Below are 21,880 nucleotides of genomic sequence, written 5' to 3' on the forward strand. Positions count from 1 at the left end.
CCGGCGTCGATCCGGTCCGCGGCGGCCGCCCGGTCCGGGCGCCCGTCCGGCTCCGCGAGCAGCGCGGCCCCCGCGCGGTCCCGCTGCCATCCGGCGGCAATACGTTCGTCGGCCGCGTCGACCTCGGAGCGCAGCAGCGTCGCGAGCCCTTCGGCGAGCGCGGACTGCAGCGCCTCCCGCCCGCAGTGCGGGTACTCCAGCCAGCGCGCCAGGGCTTCGCCGGCCAACGGCACCCCGGCCGTCACCGCGCCGTCGATCCGTTCGGCGGCCTCCGCGTACGCGTCCTCCGCGCCACGGGCCAGCCGTACCGCCGCCGCGTGCTGGACGGCCGAGGCCGAGGCCAGCGCCGGCATCCTGGCGCGCATCGAGTCCAGGACGCCGACCACGGTGCGCTGCGCCGCCTGCTGGCGGGCGGCCGGGTCCTCGGCGTTGTGCGCCAGCCACTGGCGCAGGGCGGCGACCGCGGTCTGCGGCAGCAGCCCGCCGCCGCCCGCGGATTCGGGCAGCTCCGGAACGGTGAAGCGCGGTACGTCCCCGAGCCCGGCCTTCGTCAGCAGCGCCGCGTAGTGCCGGGCGACGTCCTCGGCGATCTGGTGCGGCACCCGGTCCAGCACGGTGGCCAGCGTGACGTTGTACTCCTTGGCGGTGCGCAGCAGATGCCAGGGCAGCGCGTCGGCGTACCGCGACGCGGTGGTGACCAGGATCCAGATGTCCGCCGCGCAGATCAGCTCCGCGGCCAGCTCACGGTTGCGCGCGACCAGCGAGTCGATGTCCGGGGCGTCGAGCAGCGCGAGCCCCCTGGGCAGCGCGTCATCGATCTCCAGCCGCAGCAGTTCGCCCTCCGCGGCCCCGTCCTCGTCCTGCGTCCCGGGCCGCGCGGACCAGGCCCGTGCCAGACCCGGCAGGATCCGCGGATCGGAGAACCAGGCCCGGTCCGCGGGGTGGCACACCAGCACCGGCGTCCGCGTCGTGGGACGCAGCACCCCCGCCTCGCTGACCCGCCGCCCCACCAGCGAGTTGACCAGCGTGGACTTCCCGGCCCCCGTCGATCCACCGACCACCGCCAGCAGCGGCGCTTCAGGGGTCCGCAGCCGGGGCACCAGATAGTCGTCGAGCTGCGCGATCAGCTCCTGGCGGGTACGGCGGGCCCGCGCGGCTCCAGGAAGTGGGAACGGAAAGCGCGCGACGTCGACGCGGTCGCGCAGCGCGGAAAGCGCGTCTAGCAGATCGGGCCGTACGTCCAAGATCGCCACAGTGGCAGAATGCCCCATTTTGGCGCATTTTTGAAGCGTATACCGCCCAGTTCACGCCTTTTTGGCCCGCACGCACCCGATACGGCGGTAAGCGAGCCGGACGAGACCCGGGCATAACGAGTGCACAACGGCCACCGACTGAGGCGGAAAAAGCGGTGCAGCATTCGTACCCGCCTGCGATTATCGGACCGCTTCACTGAACCTCCACAACGTGTCACGGAGGTGAAGCAACCGGTAGAAGGTCCACCGCGCCCTATCCTTGACCCCGGCCAGGTCACGGAACCACCCAGGGGCGGAAACAGCCGCGGCCACTGTCCGGCCCCCATAGCTCAGTGGATAGAGCAGGTGCCTTCTAAGCACTTGGCCGCAGGTTCGAGTCCTGCTGGGGGCACCACCGCTTCACCCGTTCCGGGGAAACCTTTCCGCAGGTCGTGCCGGTACGGCGCCCTGTTCATGCACTCGGGGGCAGCGACTCACGTGAGTCTCTGCCCCCGAGTGCGTACGGCGTCGCCGGCTCGTTCCCGGCGGGTGTACCTCATCCGTGTCGACATTTCTGGCAGGAACGCGGCCGGTGTCCGTTCGGCACCCGTTCGGCCCAGTGGTTGGCGAGCGGCGGGGCGAAGAGACTTTCGGGGTGGGTGACCGGTTCGCCAGCCTGGTGGGCGAGCAGGGGGCGGCTCCGGATGCAGGGCGGGGCGGGCTCGCCTAGCGTCGATGCGGGGGCTTACCTGCGATGGACGGAGTTTCCGTGGCGACTGCACGCGACATCATGCACAAGGGTGTGGAGAGCATCTCCGAACACGAGACGCTGGACGTGGCTGCCAAGCGGATGCGGGATGCGGGCATCGGCGCGCTGGCCATCACCGATTCGGACGGCGGACTGCGGGGCGTGCTCACCGACCGGGACATCGTTCTGCGGTGTGTGGCCATCGGGCACGACCCGTCGGCCATACGGGCCGCAGAGCTGATGAACGGGAAGCCCCTGACGGCCAAGGCCGACGACGACACGGACAGCGTCGTCGCCGCGATGGCCGCCAAGCGCGTCCGCCGGATCCCCGTGCTGGACGGCGACTCGCTCGTCGGCATGATCAGCGAGGCCGATGTCGCCCGCAAGCTGGGCGCGGCCAAGGCCGGAGCGCTGGCGGCGGCGATCCGCGCCGACTAGGAGCCTTCCGGGGGCCGCAGGGCTCTAGCGGGCCGTGACCGTCAGCGTCACGTGCCAGCCCGGCGGGGTCGCCGGAAGCAGGATCCGCGCCTCTCCCGCGACCTGGTGGACGAGAGCACCGCGGGCGCCGGTGACGGACACCCTGGCGCCGTGCGGGAACGCCGTGGCGGGCAGCCGCAGTTCCGTCCAGGCGCGCCGCGAGACCGCGGTGGTGGTCAGGGCGAGGGTGTACGTGTGGGTCGCGGGGTCGTAGAACTCCGCGCCGGGTGTCCCGGCGATCGCCGGCGCGTAGGCGGCGAACACCGGCTCCTTGCCGGGCGCGGGTAGGCCTTCGGCGTCGTAGGCGCAGTAGCCACCGCCTTCGGCGGCGTGGCAGTCGTACCACAGGGCCCAGCCGGTGGCGAAGCCGCGCATGGACGCTGTCTGGCGGCGTATCAGCTCGGCGTTGCCGCTGCCGGTGGCCTTCGCGGGACCCCATTCGCCCACCAGGACCGGCATCCTGTGAGCGGCCGGATAGGCGCGGATGACGGCTTCGTAGGCTTCGATGAACCCGTCGGCGGGATCCCAGTCGGCGCCGTTCTCCACGGCGGTGTCGTAGTAGTGCGGGGCGTAGCCGATGCGGTCGGAGCCGTGTCGGGGGTCGTTGAAGCCGGGCAGTTGAGTGGGGACGCCCTGGCCGATGAGGACGGTGGGCTCGACGAACAGCCAGGCGTCCTGATCGGCCGTGCGGACGGCGGCGATCAGCCGCCGGTAGAGGCCGGCGAGCCGGCCCCGTTCCATCGCGGCGGAGTTCTCGATCTGGGTGGCCGGGTCGGTGGGGTCACCGGTGAACGGGCCGAACGGCTCGTTGAACAGGTCGTAGCCCAGGAGGGACCGGTGGCCGCGCAGCGTCGCGGCGACCTTGGTGTACGCGGCGGCCTGGGCGGCCCGCAGATCCGCGTCGTCGTAGAGGTGCCGGAAGGCCGCACCGACCGCGGGCTGGAAGTAGTTGGCGAACCAGTCGTCGCCGGGCAGCGGTTCGTAAGGGATGCCGTCGGTGCGGGTGGCCCAGGCGGGGATGCCGTTGAAGCCGAAGGCCGGTCCGAAGACGTCCTGGTGCCAGTCGACGAGGACCAGGACGCCGTACCGGTCCGCCCAGTCCATGACCCGGCCGAGGTAGCGCAGATAGGCGGTGTCGTAGTGGCCGCGCCGCGGTTCGACCTTCTGCCACTGGATGTTGAGCCGGACAAGGTTGAAGCCGCTCGTGGCGAGCTCGGCGATACCCGCCTCGGTGACCGTGTCGGTCTTGCCGAGGTTGAGGCCGTGCAACTGGAGGGCGCGGCCCTGGCGGTCGGCGAGATAGGTCCGGCCGTCGGGGGTGGTGACGGTGCCGGCCGCCACCGGTGCCGCCGCCCGGTGGGGGGCGGCGGCAACCGGGGCTGCCTGGTGGCTCCGGGCGGCCTGGGCCGGAGCGTTCTGGCCGGCCTGAGCGGCGGCGGGGAGGCTTCCGGCGCCCAGGAGGGCAGCGCTGACGGCGAGTGCGGTAGCGGTACGGCGCAGGCGCATGGCCCACCTCTCAGGCTCGGGCTCCGTACGGATGGCTGCCGATACTGTCCGGTAGCAATCACAGGGGCAAGTGTTCGAACCGGACTTCTTCCCGGACTTCTTCGCGGTCAGCCGATCGCCTCGGCGGGCCGGACCCGCAGCGCGAGCCGGGCCGGGAGGGCGGTGGCGAGCAGGGCGAGACCCGCCGCCAGGGCCACGATCAGCAGGTATCCGGCAGGGTCGAGCCGCGGGGCCGCCGCACCCGTCATCCCGAGGCTGAACGCGGTCAGGGTGGCCAGGGCTATCGCGGTGCCGAGCACCGCCCCGACGAGCACGACCGTCAGCGCCTCCAGCCGCAGCATCCGCAGCACCTGCCGGCGGGTGGTGCCCACGAGCCGCAGCAGCGCGAACTCCCGGGACCGGTCGGCGGTGGACATCGCGAGGGTGTTGACGACCGCGATCGCGGTGAAGGCGAGCACCAGGCCCATCGCGAGGTAGTTGACCTCGGCGTTGGACTGCTGGACCTCGGCCTGGACCGCTCCCGCCTGATCGTGGTCGAGAACGGCGACACCTGGGAAGTCCTTGACCGCCGCGCCGAGCGCCGCACGGTCCGCGCGGCCGTCGGTGGCGACGAGGACGGCCGATGCCAGCGGATTGTCGACATGTCGTGCGACCAGGTCGTGGGACATCGTCAGGTCGCCGAATCCGAGACCGCGAGCGTAGACGGCGGCCACCTTGAGAGCGGCGGGAGTTCCGTCGCCGAGGGTGAGCCGTACGGTGCTGCCCGGCCGGACTCCCAGCCCGTCGGCGGCGACCTCGCTGAGCGCGATGTCACCGTCGCCGAACCCCCGGAGCGTGCCCTGGGTGACGTCGGGATCCCAGGTCGTCGTCAGTCCTGCGGGGGTCACGCCCTGCGCCGTGTACTTCGAGAGGCCGACCCGGACGCTGGTCCGTACGACCTCGGTGACCGCGGTGACGCCGGGTACCTGGCGCACCGCCGCGGCGGCTTCGCCGGGCACACCGGGCGCGGCGGCGCCGAGTACCCACTGGGCGCGGTTGCCCGCCGAGGCCTGCTGCTGAGCGGCGTGACCCATCGTCGTCTGCACGAAGATCACGGTGCAGGTCATCCCGACGAGCAGCGCGAGCGGAGTGACCGCCGCCGAGAGGCGCTTGGAGTTGGTACGGACGTTGGCGGCGGCGAGGTGGCCGCCGATGCGGGAGGCGCGGAGCGGAACGGCCAGTACCGCGGCGGCGATCCGGGCCAGCAGCGGCCCGAGCAGGGACACCGCGACGGCGAGGACCACCACGGTCAGGAAGGTGACCGGCGTGGACGCGGGTTCGGTCCGCAGACCGCTGAGCACGACGAGCAGGACGATGCCACCCGCGAGGAACAGCCCGCCGGCGAGCAGCCGCCCCCAGGGGGACGTACGGGTCTCCATGGCGGCTTCCGAGAGCGCCTCGGCAGGCCGGATCCTGGACGCCCTGCGGGCGGATATCCGGGCTGCGGACCAGCCGCCGAGCAGCGCGGCACCCACGGCCGCGAACATCGGGAAGGGGCTCCACGCGATCCGCAGCGTGTCCGGCACGGCGCCGAAACCGACGAACTCGGCGTGCAGCCAGTACGCGACCGGCAGGCCCGCGACGGAACCGAGAGCGCCCGCCGCCAGGCCTACCAGCAGCGCCTCCCTGCCGATCAGCCGGCGGATCTGCTTCGGGGTGGCGGCGATGGCGCGCAGCAGGGCTATCTCCCGGTAGCGCTGCTGGATGGTCAGAGCGAAGGTGCCGACGACCACGAGGACCGCGACGAGGAGTGAGGTGCCGCCGATCGCGCCACCCATGCTGACGAGTTTGATCCGGGCCTTGGCCGCGTCGGGGAACTCCACCGGTCCGCGGTCGGCTCCGGTGTGCACCTGGGCCTTCGTGCCCTGCAGCGCGGTGGCGAGGTTCGTGGCGAGGGCGCCGGTGTCCGCGCCGGGCTCCGGCAGGACTCCTATCGCGGTGATCTGCCCGGGGTGGCCGGCCAACCGTCCGGCCTCGGCGGTGGTGAAGAACAGCGAGGTCTGCTGCCGCAGATCACCGTCCTGGGCGGCGGCGATGCCGGTGACGCGATAGCTGCGCGGGGCCCGGGTGGACTGGACGGTGACGCTGCTGCCGGGCTTCAGGCCCATCCGCCCGGCGAGTTCGCGATCGATGACGAGATCGCCGTCCGTCTGCGGGGCGCGGCCCTCGGCGAGGGTGAAGGGCGTGAGTACGGCGGAGGCCCAGTCGTGGCCGAAGGACGGCTTTCCGCTCAGCGAGCCGCTCCGGTCCGCACCCCGGCCCACCGCATAGGCGGGGAAGGTGACTTCGGGGACGGCGGCCCGTACTCCTGGCACCTGGCGGACGGTCCGCACGGTGGTGTCCGGCAGCCAGACCCGCTCCGCGAGCGGTTTGGCCTTGTCCTTGACCTTGGTCTTGCCCTTCTTCTCCTTGACGGTGGTCTGGTGCACGTTCTGGTCGGCTCCGACGACGATCGGTGCGGCCGCGTACCGCTCGGTCGCGATCTCGCCCCGGAGACCGGTCTCCAGCAGCACCCCGCACGCGGTGACGAGCGCCGCGGCACAGAACAGGGCGAGAAAGGCTCCCGCGAAGCCGCCCTTGCGGGCCCTCAGGGTCTGCAGTGCGTAGCGCAGCATCAGGACCACGCCCCCAGGTGCGTCATGCGCTCGGCCACCCGGTCGGCGGTGGGCTCGTCGTCACGGCCCGCGATGCGGCCGTCGGCGAGGTAGAGCACGGTGTCGGCGTACGAAGCGGCGACGGGATCGTGGGTGACCATGACGACGGTCTGGCCGGTGCCGTCCACGCAGCCGCGCAGAAGGCCGAGGATCTCCTTGGCGGTGACCGTGTCCAGGGCGCCGGTCGGTTCATCGCCGAAGACCACGTCAGGGCGGGTGATCAGCGCACGGGCGATGGCCACCCTCTGCTGCTGTCCCCCGGACAGTTCCGCGGGGCGGTGGTCCGCACGGCCGGCCAGTCCGACGCGCCGCAGGATCTCCGCCAGCCAGGCCGGGTCGAGCCGTTGTTTCGCGAGTCTGAGCGGAAGCGCGATGTTCTGACGGACGGTCAGTGCGGGGACGAGGTTGAACGCCTGGAAGACGAAGCCGACCCGGCTGCGCCGCAGTTGGGTGAGCTGGGTCTCATTCAACCCGGTCAGCTCGGTGTCCCCGAGGTGGGACGTGCCGCTCGTGGGCGTGTCCAGCCCGGCCGCGCAGTGCAGGAAGGTCGATTTGCCGGAGCCGGACGGCCCCATCACCGCGGTGAAGGAGCCGCGCGGAATACTGGCGCTGACCCCGTCCAGGGCGCGTACCGCGCGGGGACCCCGGCCGTAGATCTTGGTGACGGCCGCCAGTCGTACGGCCGGCGCGAGCGCGATGCGGTCGGTGTCCATGGCGAACGTGTTCATGAGGGGTCCCCGTTCGTGGTGTCGTCGTTCGTCGCTTCGGCCAGGTCCTCGGTCTGCTCATCGGGCAGGTTCTGGGTCTTCGCTTCGGCGGGCAGGGGATCGGTCGGCTCATCGGCGGCCGAACCTGCTGCCGACTGGACCTCCGGGGCGTCGGCCGGTGCCGGGAAGGCGAGGAATCGCGTGAGCACGTTTCGTGCGCCCTCCGGCAGTTCGTCGTCGGCGCGCTTGTACCGGTTGACCAGGGCGATGTACTCCTCGAAGAAATCGCGCAGTTCGGGGAGGGTCACCTGGATGGAGCCCCGGGAGTAGGGCTGGCCGTCCGCCCATACGCCCTCGATCTCGCGCTGGGACCGCTCGAAGAGCGCGAGGTCGGCGGCGAACGCGAGACGGTTCATCTCGTCGACGACCGGCCGCATCTCGTCGCTCTGCTCGGAGCGTTGCGGGAAGCGCAGGTCCGCCGGGGCGGCTCGCCACCAGCGCTCGCGCCCCCGTCCCGTCCCTTCGGCCTCCTCGACGAAGCCGTGCCGGTCCAGCTCCCGCAGGTGGTAGCTGGTGGCTCCGGTGTTCAGGTCCAGGGCACGGGCGAGGGTCGCCGAGGTGGCCGGCCCGTGCAGCGCCAGATGGTCGAGGATCTGCTGACGGCGTGGGTGCGCGAGCGCCTTGAGCGCCCCGAGATCGCCGATCTCCTTGATGCGTCGTTGCTTCGGCATGTGTACACAATGGTTTGTGCACACTCACTTGTGCACTGGCGACGCCCCGCCAGTCACTACGGGGGTTAGCCCCACCCTGGTGCTGATCGTCACCTATCTGCCACGTTTGTCACTGTTACGCGGGTTCCGTGTCACAAACGATCTACAGGCCCATGCGGCTGTCAGTACATGTCGTTCACAGGACAAGGGTTACTGATCAACAGCCACCCCACTGTAGGGAGGTGCGTGACATGACCGACCGAACCCTGTGGTCGTACGCAGAGATCGCCGCACATATCCGGGTCCAGGTCGATACCGTGCGCTCGTATCGCAAGCACGGGCACCTGCCCGCTCCGGACGTCGTGGAGAGCGGCAAACCCTTCTGGTATGCCGACACCATTCGAGCTTGGAGTGCCCGGCGGCCCGGTAATCGGGGCCGCCGGGATCCCGACTGACACCCATACCCGGGCCGCCGGGACTCTGACCGACACCCCACAACGACCGGCTCCTGACCGGCGAACAGCTACCGGACCGGCTCGGGGTCCCGCTCCTGATCACGCTGCGGGGCACGAGCCGCCTCCGGCGCCACTCCCCCGCCGCCGCCCTCGCTTATGCCGAACCGGTCATGGAACCGGCGCAGCGCGGGCGGCGCCCACCACGTGGCCTGACCGGTCAGTCGCATGACGGCCGGGACAAGCAGGGTACGGACCACCATGGCGTCCATCAGGACGGCCAGGGCGATGCCGAGGCCGAGCATCTTGGTGTTGGCCACCCGTGAGGTACCGATGGCCACCATGACGACGGCGAGGATCACTGCGGCCGCGGTGATGAGTCCGCCGGTACGCCGCACACCGAAGACGATCGCTCCCTGATGGTCACCGCTGCGGTCGTACTCCTCCTTGATACGTGACAGCAGGAAGACCCCGTAGTCCATGGACAGGCCGAAGGCCAGGCAGAACATCAGCACCGGGAGGGTGGTCTCGATGCTGCCGGTCGCCGTGAATCCCAGGAGCCCGGACAGATGTCCGTCCTGGAACACCCAGACCACCGCCCCGAACATCGCGGTCAGGCTCAGCGCGTTGAGCAGCACCGCCTGGAGCGGTATCACCACGCTGCCGGTCAACAGGAACACCAGAAGGAGAGTGACGACGGCGATCATTCCGATCGCCCAGGGCAAGCGGTCGGCGATGGCCTTCTGCGCATCGACCAGCACGGCGGCCTGGCCGGTGGCCGCGGTCCCGAACGGGGCGTCCACCGCTCGGATCTCCCCCACCAGGTCCTGGGTTGCCGCGTCCACGGCCTCGGTCCGGGGCAGCACGGTGAGGTACGCCGGGCCGCCGGAAGGAGCGGCGAAGGGGCCTTCGACCGTGACGACTCCGGGCAGCGCGGCCAGCTTTCCCTTGTATCCAGCGAGCGCGTCCCGACCGGGGTTCCCCTCGGCGAGCACCGTGATTCCGCCGCCCGGATTGCCGGGGAACGCCTCACGTATGTGCTGTTGGACGGCGTGCGACTCGGCGCCTGCCGGGAGCTGGCGATCGTCGGCCGTGCCGAACTGGATCTGCAGGAAGGGCAGTCCGAGCAGGAGCAGGCCCGCGGTGGCACCTATGGCGAAGAGCGGAGCGCGCCGCATCACCAGCCGGGCGAGCGCCGCGTAGCCGGCTCCGGGCTCGCGCGGCTCCGCGGCGGGAACCCGTCGCCGCCACAGCCTGCGCAGATCCAGGGCGTTGACCCGGTGCCCGAGCAGCACCAGGGCGGCGGGCAGCACGATCAGTGCGGCACCGGCCGCCAGCAGCACGACCGCGATACCGGCGTAGGCGAAGGAGCGCAGGAAGTACTGCGGGAAGACCAGCATCGCCGCGAGCGCGGCGGCGACCGTGAGCGCCGAGAACAGCACGGTACGGCCGGCGGTGCGCAGCGTCGCGCCCACCGCCTTCAAGGGGTCGTCCCGGTCCGCCAGTTCCTCACGGAAGCGGCGCACGATGAACAGCGCGTAGTCGATCCCCAGCCCCAGCCCGAGCACGGTGGTCAGGCTCTGGGCGAAGAGGGAGACATCGGTGAAGGACGTGATGAGGCGTAGCACCGCGTTGGTCCCCAGGATCGCGATGATGCCCACGCCGAGGGGAAGCAGGGCGGCCACCGCGCTGCCGAAGACCATCACGAGCAGCACGAGCGTGACCGGCAGCGCGATCATCTCGGCGCGCAGCAGGTCCTCCTCGATGGTGCTCTGCAGCTCGTGCCGGACCGCGGCCAATCCGCCGATCCGCACGTCCACCACCCCCTGAGCGCCCCGGTAGGCGGGCGCTATGCGCTCGACGGCGGCGCCCACCGCATCGTCGCCGCCCACGATCCGGGCCGCGATCATGGCTTCGCCGCGGTCCTTCGCCCGCAACTCGGGTGCTCCGGTGGCCCAGTACGACGTGACGCCGGCGATCGAGGGGTCGGCGGCGAGCCTGCGGGCCAGGTCACGTCCGGCGGCGGCCACCTGCGGGCTGTCGACGCCCGCTCCGCGGCTGTCCACCAGCAGGACGAGATTGGGCTGCGAGGCGGGGAAGTGCTCCTCCAGTGCCTTGGTGGCATAGGACGACTCCGAGTCCGGGGCCTCCCACCCGCCGCCGCTCAGCCGGTCCGCCACACCGCTGCCGGCGACCACGGCGAGGGCGGTGAAGAGCAGCGCGAGCAGCAGCGTCAGCCTGGGCCGGGCGGTGACCGCCCGGGTCCAGCCCCCGACGGCGCGCTCGCGGTTGACATCGGGCATCACTGAGGTGTCCCCTCCCCGTAGAACGAGCATAGAATGAAAAACACGAGCAGCAACTCGCGTTTTCAAGAATGCGAGCGACCACTCGTATTTGTCAATCATGATTGGGGCCTACACGTGTCCGAGGTGGAGGAGAAGCCGCGCCGTCGCCAGGCGCGCGGCGAGCGCAGGGTGACGCAGCTGCTGGAAGCGGCCGCGAGCGTGTTCTGCACGTCCGGCTACCGGGCGGCGAGCACGAACGCCATCGCCCGCGAAGCCGGCGTCTCCCCGGGCACGCTCTACCAGTTCTTCCCCAACAAGGAAGCCATCGCGGTCGAACTCGGCGGCCGGCTCATCCAGCAGATGCAGCAGGCCCACGGCCTGGTCTTCACTCCGGAGAACGCCGCACTGCCGCTCTCCGAGATGATCGACCGGATCGTCGACCCGTTCATCGACTTCAACTGCGCCAACCCGGCCTTCCTCGCCCTGATCAAGGGCCCCGACACGCCGGGCAAGGTCACCGACGAGCACGATCAGCTGCACGCCTCGCTACTGGAACGCGTCGACCGGCTGATCGAGCTGCGCGCGCCGTTGCTCTCGGCCGCGGACCGCGCCCGCATCGCCGAGATCGCGTTCGCCATGTTCAAGACGGGCCTGGAGCTCGTCCTCGCCCAGGAGGGCGCGGAACAGGCCGCGTACATCAAGGAGTTGAAGGGCCTGCTGTACCGCTATCTGGCCCCGTACGTCGGCACCGAATCCCGCCCCCCGCTCGGCCACCACTGAGCCGCAACAGGTACGGCCGCCCGCGCGGCTAGAGGCCCCGCCCGGCAGACTCGCAGAAGTCCTTGTCCAGGACGCTCTCGGGCCTGGCAGCCGAAGCCCGAACGAGCGCCGGAGCTGGGGCTGGGGTGGCCGGGAAACCGGCCGGAAGTGCCATGGGAACTGCCATCGGAACCTGACGGCGTTCCCGCGTCCTCGACGCCCATTGGGCCAGTACTCCCACGGCCGCCACCAGCAGGGAGACGCCGAGGCCGAGGCCGACGGCGTACAGGGAGTTGGAGGCCGCGCGGCCGCTGAAGTAGCCGACGCCGACGGAGTACGTGGCCCACACCGCCTCGGCCACCCCCGCTCCGGCCAGGTAACGGCGTGCCGGATAGCGGACCACGCCCGCGGCGAGGCCACCGATCAGGCGTCCGCTCGGCAGGAAACGCACCGCGATGACGAAGGGCACCCCATGCCGCTGTATGCGCAGCGCGGCCCATCGCAACAGGGCTGCTTGCCGCGGCCTGCGGTGGATACGGGATACGACGCGGCCGCTCACGGCCCGTCCGGTGCGGTGGATCAGCATGTCCCCGGCCAGCGCGCTCAGCGCGACGACCACGAGCACGAGGGTGAGGTCCAGCCGGCCCTGGGCGGCCAGTACTCCGCCGGTGACGAGCAGCACCGCATTGGGCACGAGCGGCGGCAGCGTGGTCGCGGCCAGCAGCGCGTACGCCCACACAACGTTTCCACCCCGCAGGTGCTCGACGAGACCCGCGGTGAAGTCGAGTGACGACACGAAGTGTCCAACGTCCATGTGGCTGCCCCTCTTCCCTCCCGTATCCCCAAGCTGGCAGGGGCAACTGGAGCGCCGCAAGAGAGTTTCGTCCTGATAGGGGGATTCCCAGGGGATTGCCCGAAACAGGTCATCCTCAGGGACCGGTCCGGCTCCACCTGTGGTCGCAGACCCGGGGAGCAGGCGGGCCCGGGGTACCGCAGGGCACCATGCGGGCCTTGCCCACCGGCCATGCGCCCGCTACCGACCGAGCAGCTCGCCACCGTTGCACTGCAGGATCTCGCCCGTGATGAAGCCCGCTTCGGGCGAGGCCAGGAACACCACGGCGGCCGCCACATCGGCGGCCCTGCCCACCCGGCCGACGAGGGTACGGCCGGCCCGGCGCGTCAGCTCCGCGTCATCGAGCCGGGCGCCGAAGAACTCGGTGCCGGCGACGGTGCCCGGGGCGACGATGTTGCAGGTGACGCCCTGCGGGCCCAGCTGGGCCGCCAGCGAGTGGTTCCAGGCGTGCAGGGCGGCCTTGGACGCGCCGTACGAGCCGCCGCCGCGCAACGCCGCGACCGAGGTCACGGTGATCACCCGGCCGCCGTCCGTGGTGAGCCGGTCGCGCAGCGATTCGGTCAGCAGCACCGCGGTGAGCACATTGCGCTCGAAGTCTCCGCGCCATCGGGCCCGCACCCCGTGCGGCCCCGGCCCGGTCGCCGGCTCCCGGCTGCCGGCGTTGTTCACCAGCACGTCGACCCGGTCCGGAAGCCGGGTGAGCGCCGTCTCCACCTCGTCGGGGTCGGCGAGGTCGCAGTCCACAGGGGTGACGTCGAGACCGTGTTCGCCGCGCAGCTCCTCGGCGGTGGCCCTGAGCACGTCCCGGCGGCGGCCGACGATCGTGACCCGGTCCCCCGACCCGGCGAGCCGGGTCGCGATGGCCCGGCCGATGCCCGTACCGCCACCGGTCACGACGATGTTCCGGCCCACTGCCTCGTTCTGTGCCATGCGCTCCGCCCCTCGAGAAGTGACAGCACGCTACGGGATGGACCGTTTCGGTCTGCGAGTGGGGCGGGCGTCCGTAAAGAGACGTAGATCACACCGAATGGAACGTAACCATTACCGCCACTCGTGGGTCTATGGAGGGGAACACCACGCTCCCGGGGAGCGTTGGTGGGATGAAAGAGCGGGTCGTCTTGGGGGACGGCCCAATCGCGTCGCCGGGGCGAAAGTGCCCGGAGAGCTTGAGCGGCCCTCTCGGACTTTCTCGTCCCGGCATAGCGCGTCACCCAGCACCCGGTACGGACCCGTGGGGGGATCCGATCCGGGGGACGGGAGCGCCCCGCGCCGGACCCGTGGGGGGATCTGGCGCGGGGCGCTTCTTCATGCTCCGCGGGTTGTGCGCCGCGGCGTCGGCGGCGGTGTGCACCGCCGCCTGCCGCGCGGTCGGCGGCCTTCGGTCAGCGGGACTCGACCGGAAGGTAGTCCCGCAGCTCGATGCCCGTGTAGATCTGGCGCGGGCGGCCGATACGGGATCCGGGCTCCTTGATCATCTCGTGCCACTGCGCGATCCAGCCGGGAAGCCGGCCGAGCGCGAAGAGCACCGTGAACATGGTGGTCGGGAAGCCCATGGCCCGGTAGATCAGGCCCGTGTAGAAGTCCACGTTCGGGTAGAGCTTGCGCGAGACGAAGTAGTCGTCGCTGAGCGCGTGCTCCTCGAGCTTGAGCGCGATGTCCAGCAGCTCGTCGGACTTGCCGAGAGCGGAGAGGACGTCGTGCGCCGCGGCCTTGATGATCTTCGCCCGGGGGTCGAAGTTCTTGTAGACGCGGTGCCCGAAGCCCATGAGCTTCACGCCGTCTTCCTTGTTCTTCACCTTGCGGATGAAGGCGTCGACGTCGCCGCCGTCGTTCTTGATGCCCTCGAGCATCTCCAGCACCGACTGGTTGGCGCCGCCGTGCAGCGGGCCCCACAGGGCGCTGATGCCGGCCGAGATCGAGGCGAACTGGTTCGCCTGCGAGGAGCCGACCAGCCGGACCGTCGAGGTCGAACAGTTCTGCTCGTGGTCCGCGTGCAGGATCAGGAGCTTGTCGAGCGCACCCACCACGACCGGGTTGAGCTCGTACTCCTCGGCCGGAACCGAGAAGGTCATGCGCAGGAAGTTCTCGACGTAGCCGAGATCGTTGCGCGGGTAGACGACCGGCTGGCCGACCGACTTCTTGAACGCGTAGGCCGCGATGGTCGGCAGCTTGGCGAGCAGCCGGATCGTGGACAGGTGGCGCTGCTCCGGGTCGAACGGGTTGTGGCTGTCCTGGTAGAACGTCGACAGCGCGCTGACCACGGACGACAGCATCGCCATCGGGTGGGCGTCGCGCGGGAAGCCGTCGTAGAACCGTTTGACGTCCTCGTGCAGCAGCGTGTGCTGAGTAATTTCACCCTTGAAGGTGGAAAGTTCATCGACGGTCGGGAGCTCACCGTTGATCAACAGATACGCGGTCTCGATAAAGCTGCCACGTTCGGCGAGCTGTTCGATGGGGTAACCGCGGTAGCGAAGGATGCCCTCTTCACCGTCAAGGAAAGTGATCGCGGACTTGTAGGCCGCGGTGTTGCCGTATCCGCTGTCCAGGGTGACCAGACCGGTGTCGGCGCGCAGCTTGCCGATGTCGAAGCCCTTGTCGCCGACAGTGCTGTCGACCACCGGGTAGCTGTGCTCGCTGTCCCCGTACCGCAGTACTACAGAGTTGTCGCTCACGTCATTCCCTCACCGACGGTTTTGCCTCTTCTTCGAGGTGCCCTGACTAGGTCCACTGTCCCCCATTTGGCACTGGCGCGTGCACTCGGGGTCGGCCATAGGGCCGAAACATGGCACGGAGTGCCTATTTCGCGCCCTGAGCGAGCCGGTGATCGAGGGCGGTGAAGCGCCGACCGGCCGAGACGGTGCGTACCGCCTGGGCTATCGCCTTGCGCGACCCGACCAGAACCACCAGGCGTTTCGCCCTGGTAACAGCCGTATACAACAGATTCCGCTGCAACATCATCCATGCCCCCGTGGTGACCGGGATCACCACCGCCGGGTACTCGCTGCCCTGGGACCGGTGGATCGTCACGGCGTACGCGTGGGCCAGCTCGTCCAGCTCGTCGAAGTCGTACGGAATCTCTTCGTCCTCATCCGTGAGCACGGTGAGCTTCTGTTCGACGGTGTCGAGCGCGGTGACCACCCCGACCGTGCCGTTGAAGACGCCGTTCTCCCCCTTCTCGTAGTTGTTGCGGATCTGGGTGACCTTGTCGCCGACACGGAACGTGCGGCCGCCGAACCTGCGCTCCGGGAGATCCGGCCGGGCCGGGGTGATGGCCTGCTGAAGGAGGCCGTTCAGCGCGCCGGCGCCTGCCGGGCCCCGGTGCATGGGCGCGAGCACCTGGATGTCGCGGCGCGGGTCGAGGCCGAACTTGGCAGGGATCCGCCGGGCCGCCACCTCCACCGTCAGCCGACCCGCCTCCTCGGTGTCCTCCTCGGGGAAGAGGAAGAAGTCGGGCAGCCCCTGGGTGATCGGCGGGACTCCCGAATTGATCCGGTGGGCGTTGGTCACCACGCCCGACTGCTGGGCCTGGCGGAAGATCCGGGTGAGCCGCACCGCCGGGACCGGGCTGCCCGGGGCCAGCAGATCCCGCAGCACCTCGCCCGCGCCGACGCTCGGCAGCTGGTCCACATCCCCGACGAACAACAGGTGCGCGCCCGGCGGCACCGCCTTGGCCAGCTTGTTCGCGAGCAGCAGGTCCAGCATCGAGGCCTCGTCCACGACCACCAGGTCCGCGTCCAGCGGCCGGTCCTTGTCGTAGGCCGCGTCCCCGCCCGGCTTGAGCTCCAGCAGCCGGTGCACGGTCGACGCCTCCATGCCGGTCAGCTCGGCCAGCCGTTTGGCGGCGCGGCCGGTCGGCGCGGCCAGCACCACCTTGGCCTTCTTCGCCTGCGCCAGAGTCACCACCGAACGCACCGTGAACGACTTGCCGCAGCCGGGGCCACCGGTGAGCACCGCGACCCTTTCGGTCAGCGCCAACCGCACCGCCTGCTGCTGCTCGGGCGCCAGATCGGCTCCCGTGCGGCCGGCCAGCCAGGACAGGGCCTTGTCCCACTGGACGTCCTGGAACAGCGGCAGCCGGTCCTCCGGCCCGCGCAGCAGTCTGAGCAGCTGGCCGGCCAGCGAGATCTCCGCCCGGTGGAACGGCACCAGGTACACGGCCCGCACCGGATCGCCGCCCTCCGGATCCGGTACCGACTCCCGGACCACGCCCTCCTCGCCCACCAGCTCCGCGAGGCAGTCGATCACCAGTCCGGCGTCCACCTGCAGCAGCTTGACGGAGTCGGAGAGCAGCTGTTCTTCGGGCAGGAAGCAGTTCCCGCTGTCGGTGGCCTGCGACAGCGCGTACTGGAGCCCCGCCTTGACCCGCTCCGGGCTGTCGTGGGGTATCCCCACCGCCTGGGCGATCCGGTCGGCGGTCAGGAATCCGATGCCCCACACATCGGCGGCCAGCCGGTAGGGCTGGTTCTTCACCACGGAGATCGACGCGTCGCCGTAGTTCTTGTAGATGCGCACCGCGATGGACGTGGACACCCCCACTCCCTGGAGGAAGACCATCACCTCCTTGATCGCTTTCTGCTCCTCCCAGGCGACGGCGATCATCCTGGTCCGCTTCGGCCCGAGCCCCGGCACTTCGATCAGCCGTTTCGGCGCCCCTTCGATGACATCCAGGGTGTCGGTGCCGAAGTGCTCCACGATCCGGTCGGCGATCTTGGGCCCGATCCCCTTGATCAGCCCCGAACCGAGGTATCGGCGGATGCCCTGGATCGTCGCGGGCAGGACGGTGGTGTAGTTCTCCACGGTGAACTGCTTGCCGTACTGCGGATGGGAGCCCCAACGGCCCTCCATGCGCAGCGATTCGCCCGGCTGCGCGCCCAACAGGGCGCCGACCACGGTCAGCAGATCACCGGCGCCGCGGCCCGTGTCGACCCGCGCGACCGTGTAGCCGTTGTCCTCGTTGGCGTAGGTGATCCGCTCCAGGACGGCTTCGAGCACGGCGAGTCGCGCGTCCCCCATGGCCCTGCCTCCCCTCCCCCAGCGGCCTCCGCGACGGTCCAGCGGCTGCCCGACTGCTGCTCGTCGGCGATCTGGTCCGAAGGTACCGCCTGCCCCCGACACTCCGGGTGTGCCTGTGGACAACCGCGGCGCACCGCCGCGTACGCCGCTGCGCTGACGCCGCCACGGCACTTCTCGTCTTTTCGGCCGATGGGCTCATGGCCGTTCGCCCGAGGCCCCGAACAAAGGTGAAGAAGGGCGCGGACATCGCCGTCCGCGACGCCGCCGTGAAGAACGTGCACTACACGGTGACCGGCACCCAGACGGTGAACAAGAACACCTTCCCGACCGAGAAGGTCTACGGCCGGGACCCCGACCCCGTACAGCGGCTGGTCACCTGTGACGGCGCCCTGGACGCCGCAGGGCACCCCGTGGACAACCTCATCGTCTACGCGTCCATGCGATAGGCCCGCGCAGCGCCCGGACCTGGCCTGACGCGTTCGGCCGACCACCACGGGCCCCGGACCGCCTTCGCGCGTAGCGTCCGGAGTATGAGCGACCAACCGCTGCAGAACGAAGTGCTGTCCGAGCTCGGCGACGACCAGATCCAGGAGATCGCCGGAGTGCTGGGCACCGATCCGGAATCGGCCCGGAAGCTCGTGGGGACCTCGGTCACCTCGCTGACCGGCGTCCTCACCGACGACGCGGTCACCCCGGGCGGCACCGCGGAACTCAGCCAGGCGCTGGAGCAGGCCGCCACGGAACCCGAGCCGCCGGCCGGGGCCGTCGGCTTCGCCGGACTCGGCGGACCGGCTTCGGTGGCGGGCGGCGGCATGCTGGTCGCCGTACTCCGCAAGGTGACGGCGCCGACCGCCCGAGCGGTGGCGAAGAAGACGGGTCTGCCGGTCACAGCCGTCGCCGGAGCGCTCGAACTCGTCATCCCCGTGGTGGCGACCGTGCTCGCCAAGCGGGCCCGCTCCAAGAGATGAGCCCTGGGGGCGCCTGGGGGCGGTGACCCGTCCCGGGACAGACGAAAGGGGTCCGGCGTGAGCCGGACCCCTTTGCGTTTCCCCCCAGTACCCCCGAAGCCCCCCTCGGGCGCATATCACTACCTCAGTTCCCCGAACCCCTCCCGGGAACCTTGATGCCTATAAGACCGACCACCCCCCAGAAGGGTTGTACGCCGGACAGAAATAATTTGAAGATTCTTCAGAGGACGTGTTCGCGGTACCGGCGGGCGATCTCCGCGACCACTTCGGCGCCGTCCCGCGCCCACAGGGCGGGGTTGAAGATCTCCACCTCCACGGCGCCGGAATACCCCGCGGCATCGACCTGCTCACGGAATCCGCGCAGGTCAACGCAGCCGTCACCGAGCTGGCCCCGCCCCAGCAGCACGCCCTCGGGCAGCGGGGTGACCCAGTCCGCGAGCTGGAAGGCCGCGATCCGGCCGCCCGCGCCGGCGCGGGCGATCTGCGCCGGAACCCGGTCGTCCCACCACAGGTGGTAGGTGTCCACGACGACCCCGACCCGCTCGGCGGGAAAGCGCTCGGCGATGTCCAGTGCCTGGCCGAGCGTGGAGACGACGCAGCGGTCCGACGCGTACATCGGGTGCAGCGGCTCGATCGCCAGGCGCACCGACCGCTCGGCGGCGTACGGAGCCAGCTCGGCCAGCGCGTCGGCGACCCGCTCCCGTGCGGCCCCGATATCGCGCTCTCCTGATGGCAGTCCGCCCGAAACCAGCACCAAGGTGCCGGTTTCCAGGACAGCCGCCTCGTCGATCGCGGCCCGGTTGTCGTCCATCGCCGCGCGCCGGGCGGCCGGATCGCTCGCGGTGAAGAAGCCGCCGCGGCACAAGGACGTCACCTGGAGGCCGGTTTCCCGCATCAGACGGGCGGCCCGCTCGACGCCGTACTCCTGCACCGGCGCACGCCAGAGGCCCACACCAGGCACTCCGAGCCCGGCGCAACCCGCCGCCAACTCGGGCAGCGACCACTGCTTGACGGTCTCCTGGTTGATGCTCAGCCGCGCCAGATCTCCGGCTGTCGCGCGGACAGCGGTTACCGGGACGGCAGCAGTCACGGGGCCAGCGGTCGTACGGTCGGGGCGTCCGCTGTCGGCGCTCCCGCTGTCGGCGCTCATACGGTCCGTGCTCATGCGGACACCCCGTGGATGACGAGCAGCTGCCGCATCCGCGCCTCGGCCAGCGCCGGGTCGGGGAACAGGCCGAGACCGTCGGCCAGCTCGTAGGCACGGGCGAGATGCGGGAGGGAGCGTGCCGACTGCAGACCGCCCACCATCGTGAAATGCGACTGGTGGCCCGCCAGCCAGGCCAGGAACACCACACCGGTCTTGTAGTAGCGCGTCGGAGCGCCGAACAGGTGCCGGGACAACTCGACGGTCGGGTCGAGAAGTGCCCGGAAGCCGGCCGCGTCCCCGGTGTCCAGGGTGCGGACGGCGGCGGCGGCGAGCGGCGCCAGTGGGTCGAAGATGCCGAGCAGCGCATGGCTGAAGCCCTGCTCGTCGCCCTCGATCAGCTCGGGATAGTTGAAGTCGTCGCCGGTGTAGCAGCGCACGCCCTTGGGCAGCCTGCGGCGCAGTTCCACCTCGCGCCGGGCGTCGAGCAGCGACACCTTGATCCCGTCGACCTTGTCGGGGTGGGCGGCAATGACGTCCAGGAACGTCTCCGTGGCCGCGTCGAGATCCTCGCTGCCCCAGTAGCCGGCCAGCGCGGGGTCGAACATCGGACCGAGCCAGTGCAGAACGACCGGTTCCGCGGACTGGCGCAGCAGGTGGCTGTAGACCTCGACGTAGTCGTCAGGGCTGCTGGCCAGGGCCGCCAGCGCGCGGGACGCCATGAGGACGGCCTGCGATCCGGACTCCTCCACGACCGCGAGCTGCTCCTCGTAGGCAGCGGTCACCTCGGTGAGTGTCCGGGCGGGCGCGACGAGTTGGTCCGTGCCGACGCCGCAGGCGATGCGGCCTCCGGTGGCCTGTGCCTCGGCGGAGGAGCGGCGGATCAGCTCGGCCGCGGCCGCCCAGTCCAGACCCATGCCGCGCTGGGCAGTGTCCATCGCCTCGGCGACACCCAGACCCTGTGACCACAGGTGGCGGCGGAAGGCGAGAGTGGCGTCCCAGTCGATGGCCGCCGGTTCGTCGGCGGCGCTGCGCCAGGGGTCGGCGACGACGTGCGCGGCCGAGTAGACGACCCGGCTGCGCAGTTCACCGCCCAGGGCATGGACAACGGGCTCGGTACGCGGCACATAGGAACGTAGTTCACCGGTGGCACTGGGGAGCTCGATGGCCGCCCGGCCCCTCACAGGGACAGCTCCGGGACGTCGAGGCGCCGGCCCTCGGCGGACGACTTCAGGCCCAGTTCGGCGAGCTGGACGCCGCGCGCGCCGGCCAGCAGGTCCCACTGCCAGGGCTCGTCGAGGACGACATGCCGGAGGAACAGCTCCCACTGACTCTTGAATCCGTTGGTGAACTCACCGTTGTCGGGGACCGACTGCCACTGGTCACGGAAGGGCTCGGTGACCGGGAGGTCCGGGTTCCAGACCGGCTTGGGGGTGGCGGAGCGGTGCTGCACCCGGCAGTCCCGGAGGCCCGCGACGGCCGAGCCGTGCGTGCCGTCGACCTGGAACTCCACCAGTTCGTCGCGGTTGACGCGCACCGTCCAGGAGGAGTTGATCTGGGCGATGGCGCCGCCGTCGAGCTGGAAGATGCCGTACGCGGCGTCGTCGGCGGTCGCGTCGTACGGCTTGCCGTGCTCGTCCCAGCGCCGCGGGATGTGGGTGGCGGTCAGCGCCTGTACGGTGCGGACCTGCCCGAACAGCTCGTGGAGCACGTACTCCCAGTGCGGGAACATGTCGACAACGATGCCGCCGCCGTCCTGTGAACGGTAGTTCCAGGAGGGCCGCTGGGCGCTCTGCCAGTCGCCCTCGAAGACCCAGTAGCCGAACTCGCCGCGGATGGAGAGGATCTGCCCGAAGAAGCCGCCGTCGATGAGCCGCTTGAGCTTCAGCAGGCCGGGGAGGAAGAGCTTGTCCTGGACCACGCCGTGCTTGACGCCGGCGGCGGTGGCGAGCCTGGCCAGCTCCAGGGCGCTGTCCAGGGACGTGGCGGTGGGCTTCTCGCAGTAGATGTGCTTTCCGGCGGCGATGGCCTTGCGCACCGACTCCTCGCGGGCCGAGGTGACCTGCGCGTCGAAGTAGATCTCGACCGTCGGGTCGGCCAGGACGGCGTCGAGGTCGGTGGAGATGTGCTCCAGCCCGTGCCGGTCCGCCATCGCGCGCAGCGCGTGCTCCCGACGGCCGACGAGGACCGGCTCGGGCCACAGCGTCGTGCCGTCCCCGAGGTCGAGTCCGCCCTGCTCGCGCAGGCTCAGGATCGAGCGGACGAGGTGCTGGCGGTAGCCCATGCGGCCCGTGACGCCGTTCATGGCGATCCGCACTGTCCTGCGTGTCACG

18 protein-coding genes and 1 tRNA gene are annotated in these 21,880 nt (G+C 70.6%); 6 read left to right on the forward strand and 13 right to left on the reverse strand.

Annotated features, from left to right (window positions below; all coding sequences use genetic code 11):
- Positions 1-1,253 (reverse strand): dynamin family protein (locus G3I60_RS19470; RefSeq protein ID WP_164607550.1); only part of this gene is annotated, 1,253 nt, incomplete at its 3' end.
- Between the two features lie 318 nt (positions 1,254-1,571).
- Here G3I60_RS19470 and G3I60_RS19475 point away from each other — a divergent pair.
- Together G3I60_RS19475 and G3I60_RS19480 are read left to right on the forward strand one after the other, a co-directional pair.
- Positions 1,572-1,647: transfer RNA gene (locus G3I60_RS19475), tRNA-Arg, on the forward strand.
- A 354-nt stretch (positions 1,648-2,001) separates the two neighbouring features.
- Positions 2,002-2,418 (forward strand): CBS domain-containing protein, encoded by a 417-nt coding sequence (locus G3I60_RS19480; RefSeq protein ID WP_138355085.1) that lies wholly within the window; start codon positions 2,002-2,004, stop codon positions 2,416-2,418.
- Between the two features lie 24 nt (positions 2,419-2,442).
- Here the strand turns inward: G3I60_RS19480 and G3I60_RS19485 are convergent, their stop codons facing one another.
- The 4 genes from G3I60_RS19485 to G3I60_RS19500 form a co-directional block, all read right to left on the reverse strand.
- Complete coding sequence (locus G3I60_RS19485; RefSeq protein ID WP_164298372.1) at positions 2,443-3,963, reverse strand: glycoside hydrolase family 5 protein; 1,521 nt, start codon at positions 3,961-3,963, stop codon at positions 2,443-2,445.
- 107 nt (positions 3,964-4,070) lie between these two features.
- The gene (locus G3I60_RS19490) at positions 4,071-6,617 is read right to left on the reverse strand and encodes an FtsX-like permease family protein (protein ID WP_203673341.1); all 2,547 of its coding nucleotides are present in this window, start codon (positions 6,615-6,617) and stop codon (positions 4,071-4,073) included.
- Positions 6,617-7,384 carry an ABC transporter ATP-binding protein gene (locus tag G3I60_RS19495; RefSeq protein WP_164298376.1) on the reverse strand — a complete coding sequence of 256 codons (768 nt, stop codon included), beginning with the start codon at positions 7,382-7,384 and terminating at the stop codon, positions 6,617-6,619. The genes G3I60_RS19490 and G3I60_RS19495 overlap by 1 nt, the downstream gene beginning before the upstream one ends.
- Positions 7,381-8,094, reverse strand: a complete 714-nt coding sequence (locus G3I60_RS19500; protein WP_164298378.1) for a helix-turn-helix transcriptional regulator — start codon at positions 8,092-8,094, stop codon at positions 7,381-7,383. Before G3I60_RS19500 ends, G3I60_RS19495 begins: the two co-directional genes overlap by 4 nt.
- Before the next feature lie 230 nt (positions 8,095-8,324).
- Between G3I60_RS19500 and G3I60_RS19505 the strand changes: the two genes are divergently transcribed.
- Positions 8,325-8,528 (forward strand): AlpA family transcriptional regulator, encoded by a 204-nt coding sequence (locus G3I60_RS19505; RefSeq protein WP_138355080.1) that lies wholly within the window; start codon positions 8,325-8,327, stop codon positions 8,526-8,528.
- Positions 8,529-8,596: 68 nt separating this feature from the next.
- Here G3I60_RS19505 and G3I60_RS19510 read toward each other — a convergent pair whose 3' ends face one another.
- Complete coding sequence (locus tag G3I60_RS19510; RefSeq protein WP_164298380.1) at positions 8,597-10,828, reverse strand: MMPL family transporter; 2,232 nt, start codon at positions 10,826-10,828, stop codon at positions 8,597-8,599.
- A 117-nt stretch (positions 10,829-10,945) separates the two neighbouring features.
- On the opposite strand from G3I60_RS19510, the gene G3I60_RS19515 reads away from it, so the two are divergent.
- Positions 10,946-11,590 (forward strand): TetR/AcrR family transcriptional regulator, encoded by a 645-nt coding sequence (locus G3I60_RS19515; protein ID WP_269288581.1) that lies wholly within the window; start codon positions 10,946-10,948, stop codon positions 11,588-11,590.
- 28 nt (positions 11,591-11,618) lie between these two features.
- On the opposite strand, the gene G3I60_RS19520 is transcribed toward G3I60_RS19515, so the two are convergent.
- The 4 genes from G3I60_RS19520 to G3I60_RS19535 form a co-directional block, all read right to left on the reverse strand.
- The gene (locus G3I60_RS19520) at positions 11,619-12,383 is read right to left on the reverse strand and encodes a DedA family protein (RefSeq protein ID WP_164298383.1); all 765 of its coding nucleotides are present in this window, start codon (positions 12,381-12,383) and stop codon (positions 11,619-11,621) included.
- A gap of 219 nt (positions 12,384-12,602) precedes the next feature.
- The gene (locus G3I60_RS19525) at positions 12,603-13,352 is read right to left on the reverse strand and encodes an SDR family NAD(P)-dependent oxidoreductase (protein WP_138355076.1); all 750 of its coding nucleotides are present in this window, start codon (positions 13,350-13,352) and stop codon (positions 12,603-12,605) included.
- 452 nt (positions 13,353-13,804) lie between these two features.
- Complete coding sequence (locus G3I60_RS19530) at positions 13,805-15,094, reverse strand: citrate synthase (RefSeq protein ID WP_138355075.1); 1,290 nt, start codon at positions 15,092-15,094, stop codon at positions 13,805-13,807.
- 124 nt (positions 15,095-15,218) lie between these two features.
- The gene (locus tag G3I60_RS19535) at positions 15,219-17,435 is read right to left on the reverse strand and encodes an ATP-dependent RecD-like DNA helicase (RefSeq protein ID WP_164298385.1); all 2,217 of its coding nucleotides are present in this window, start codon (positions 17,433-17,435) and stop codon (positions 15,219-15,221) included.
- Between the two features lie 197 nt (positions 17,436-17,632).
- On the opposite strand from G3I60_RS19535, the gene G3I60_RS19540 reads away from it, so the two are divergent.
- Together G3I60_RS19540 and G3I60_RS19545 are read left to right on the forward strand one after the other, a co-directional pair.
- Positions 17,633-17,881 carry a class F sortase gene (locus G3I60_RS19540; protein ID WP_164298387.1) on the forward strand — a complete coding sequence of 83 codons (249 nt, stop codon included), beginning with the start codon at positions 17,633-17,635 and terminating at the stop codon, positions 17,879-17,881.
- A gap of 84 nt (positions 17,882-17,965) precedes the next feature.
- Entirely contained in the window at positions 17,966-18,403 is a 438-nt protein-coding gene (locus G3I60_RS19545; protein WP_138355072.1) for a DUF937 domain-containing protein, read from the forward strand.
- A gap of 220 nt (positions 18,404-18,623) precedes the next feature.
- On the opposite strand, the gene G3I60_RS19550 is transcribed toward G3I60_RS19545, so the two are convergent.
- Genes G3I60_RS19550 through G3I60_RS19560 form a run of 3 tightly spaced genes read right to left on the reverse strand, consistent with a single transcriptional unit; the run spans position 18,624 to position 21,879 of the window.
- Positions 18,624-19,568 carry a sugar phosphate isomerase/epimerase gene (locus tag G3I60_RS19550; protein WP_239070012.1) on the reverse strand — a complete coding sequence of 315 codons (945 nt, stop codon included), beginning with the start codon at positions 19,566-19,568 and terminating at the stop codon, positions 18,624-18,626.
- Entirely contained in the window at positions 19,565-20,731 is a 1,167-nt protein-coding gene (locus tag G3I60_RS19555) for a dihydrodipicolinate synthase family protein (RefSeq protein WP_343241841.1), read from the reverse strand. Before G3I60_RS19555 ends, G3I60_RS19550 begins: the two co-directional genes overlap by 4 nt.
- Complete coding sequence (locus G3I60_RS19560; RefSeq protein WP_138355071.1) at positions 20,728-21,879, reverse strand: Gfo/Idh/MocA family protein; 1,152 nt, start codon at positions 21,877-21,879, stop codon at positions 20,728-20,730. Before G3I60_RS19560 ends, G3I60_RS19555 begins: the two co-directional genes overlap by 4 nt.
- Position 21,880 lies beyond the last annotated feature (1 nt).

Origin of the sequence: Streptomyces sp. SID13666, from assembly GCF_010548325.1 — a bacterium.
In the GTDB taxonomy this organism is placed as follows: Bacteria; Actinomycetota; Actinomycetes; order Streptomycetales; family Streptomycetaceae; genus Actinacidiphila; species Actinacidiphila fildesensis.

Bases quoted from the DNA above. Each gene is read 5' to 3' on its own strand.
- G3I60_RS19485 (WP_164298372.1), bottom strand. From the start codon at position 3,963: ATGCGCCTGCGCCGTACCGCTACCGCACTCGCCGTCAGCGCTGCCCTC.
- G3I60_RS19490 (WP_203673341.1), bottom strand. From the start codon at position 6,617: ATGCTGCGCTACGCACTGCAGACCCTGAGGGCCCGCAAGGGCGGCTTC.
- G3I60_RS19495 (WP_164298376.1), bottom strand. From the start codon at position 7,384: ATGAACACGTTCGCCATGGACACCGACCGCATCGCGCTCGCGCCGGCC.
- G3I60_RS19500 (WP_164298378.1), bottom strand. From the start codon at position 8,094: ATGCCGAAGCAACGACGCATCAAGGAGATCGGCGATCTCGGGGCGCTC.
- G3I60_RS19505 (WP_138355080.1), top strand. From the start codon at position 8,325: ATGACCGACCGAACCCTGTGGTCGTACGCAGAGATCGCCGCACATATC.
- G3I60_RS19510 (WP_164298380.1), bottom strand. From the start codon at position 10,828: ATGCCCGATGTCAACCGCGAGCGCGCCGTCGGGGGCTGGACCCGGGCG.
- G3I60_RS19520 (WP_164298383.1), bottom strand. From the start codon at position 12,383: ATGGACGTTGGACACTTCGTGTCGTCACTCGACTTCACCGCGGGTCTC.
- G3I60_RS19525 (WP_138355076.1), bottom strand. From the start codon at position 13,352: ATGGCACAGAACGAGGCAGTGGGCCGGAACATCGTCGTGACCGGTGGC.
- G3I60_RS19535 (WP_164298385.1), bottom strand. From the start codon at position 17,435: ATGGGGGACGCGCGACTCGCCGTGCTCGAAGCCGTCCTGGAGCGGATC.
- G3I60_RS19540 (WP_164298387.1), top strand. From the start codon at position 17,633: ATGGCCGTTCGCCCGAGGCCCCGAACAAAGGTGAAGAAGGGCGCGGAC.
- G3I60_RS19545 (WP_138355072.1), top strand. From the start codon at position 17,966: ATGAGCGACCAACCGCTGCAGAACGAAGTGCTGTCCGAGCTCGGCGAC.
- G3I60_RS19550 (WP_239070012.1), bottom strand. From the start codon at position 19,568: ATGAGCACGGACCGTATGAGCGCCGACAGCGGGAGCGCCGACAGCGGA.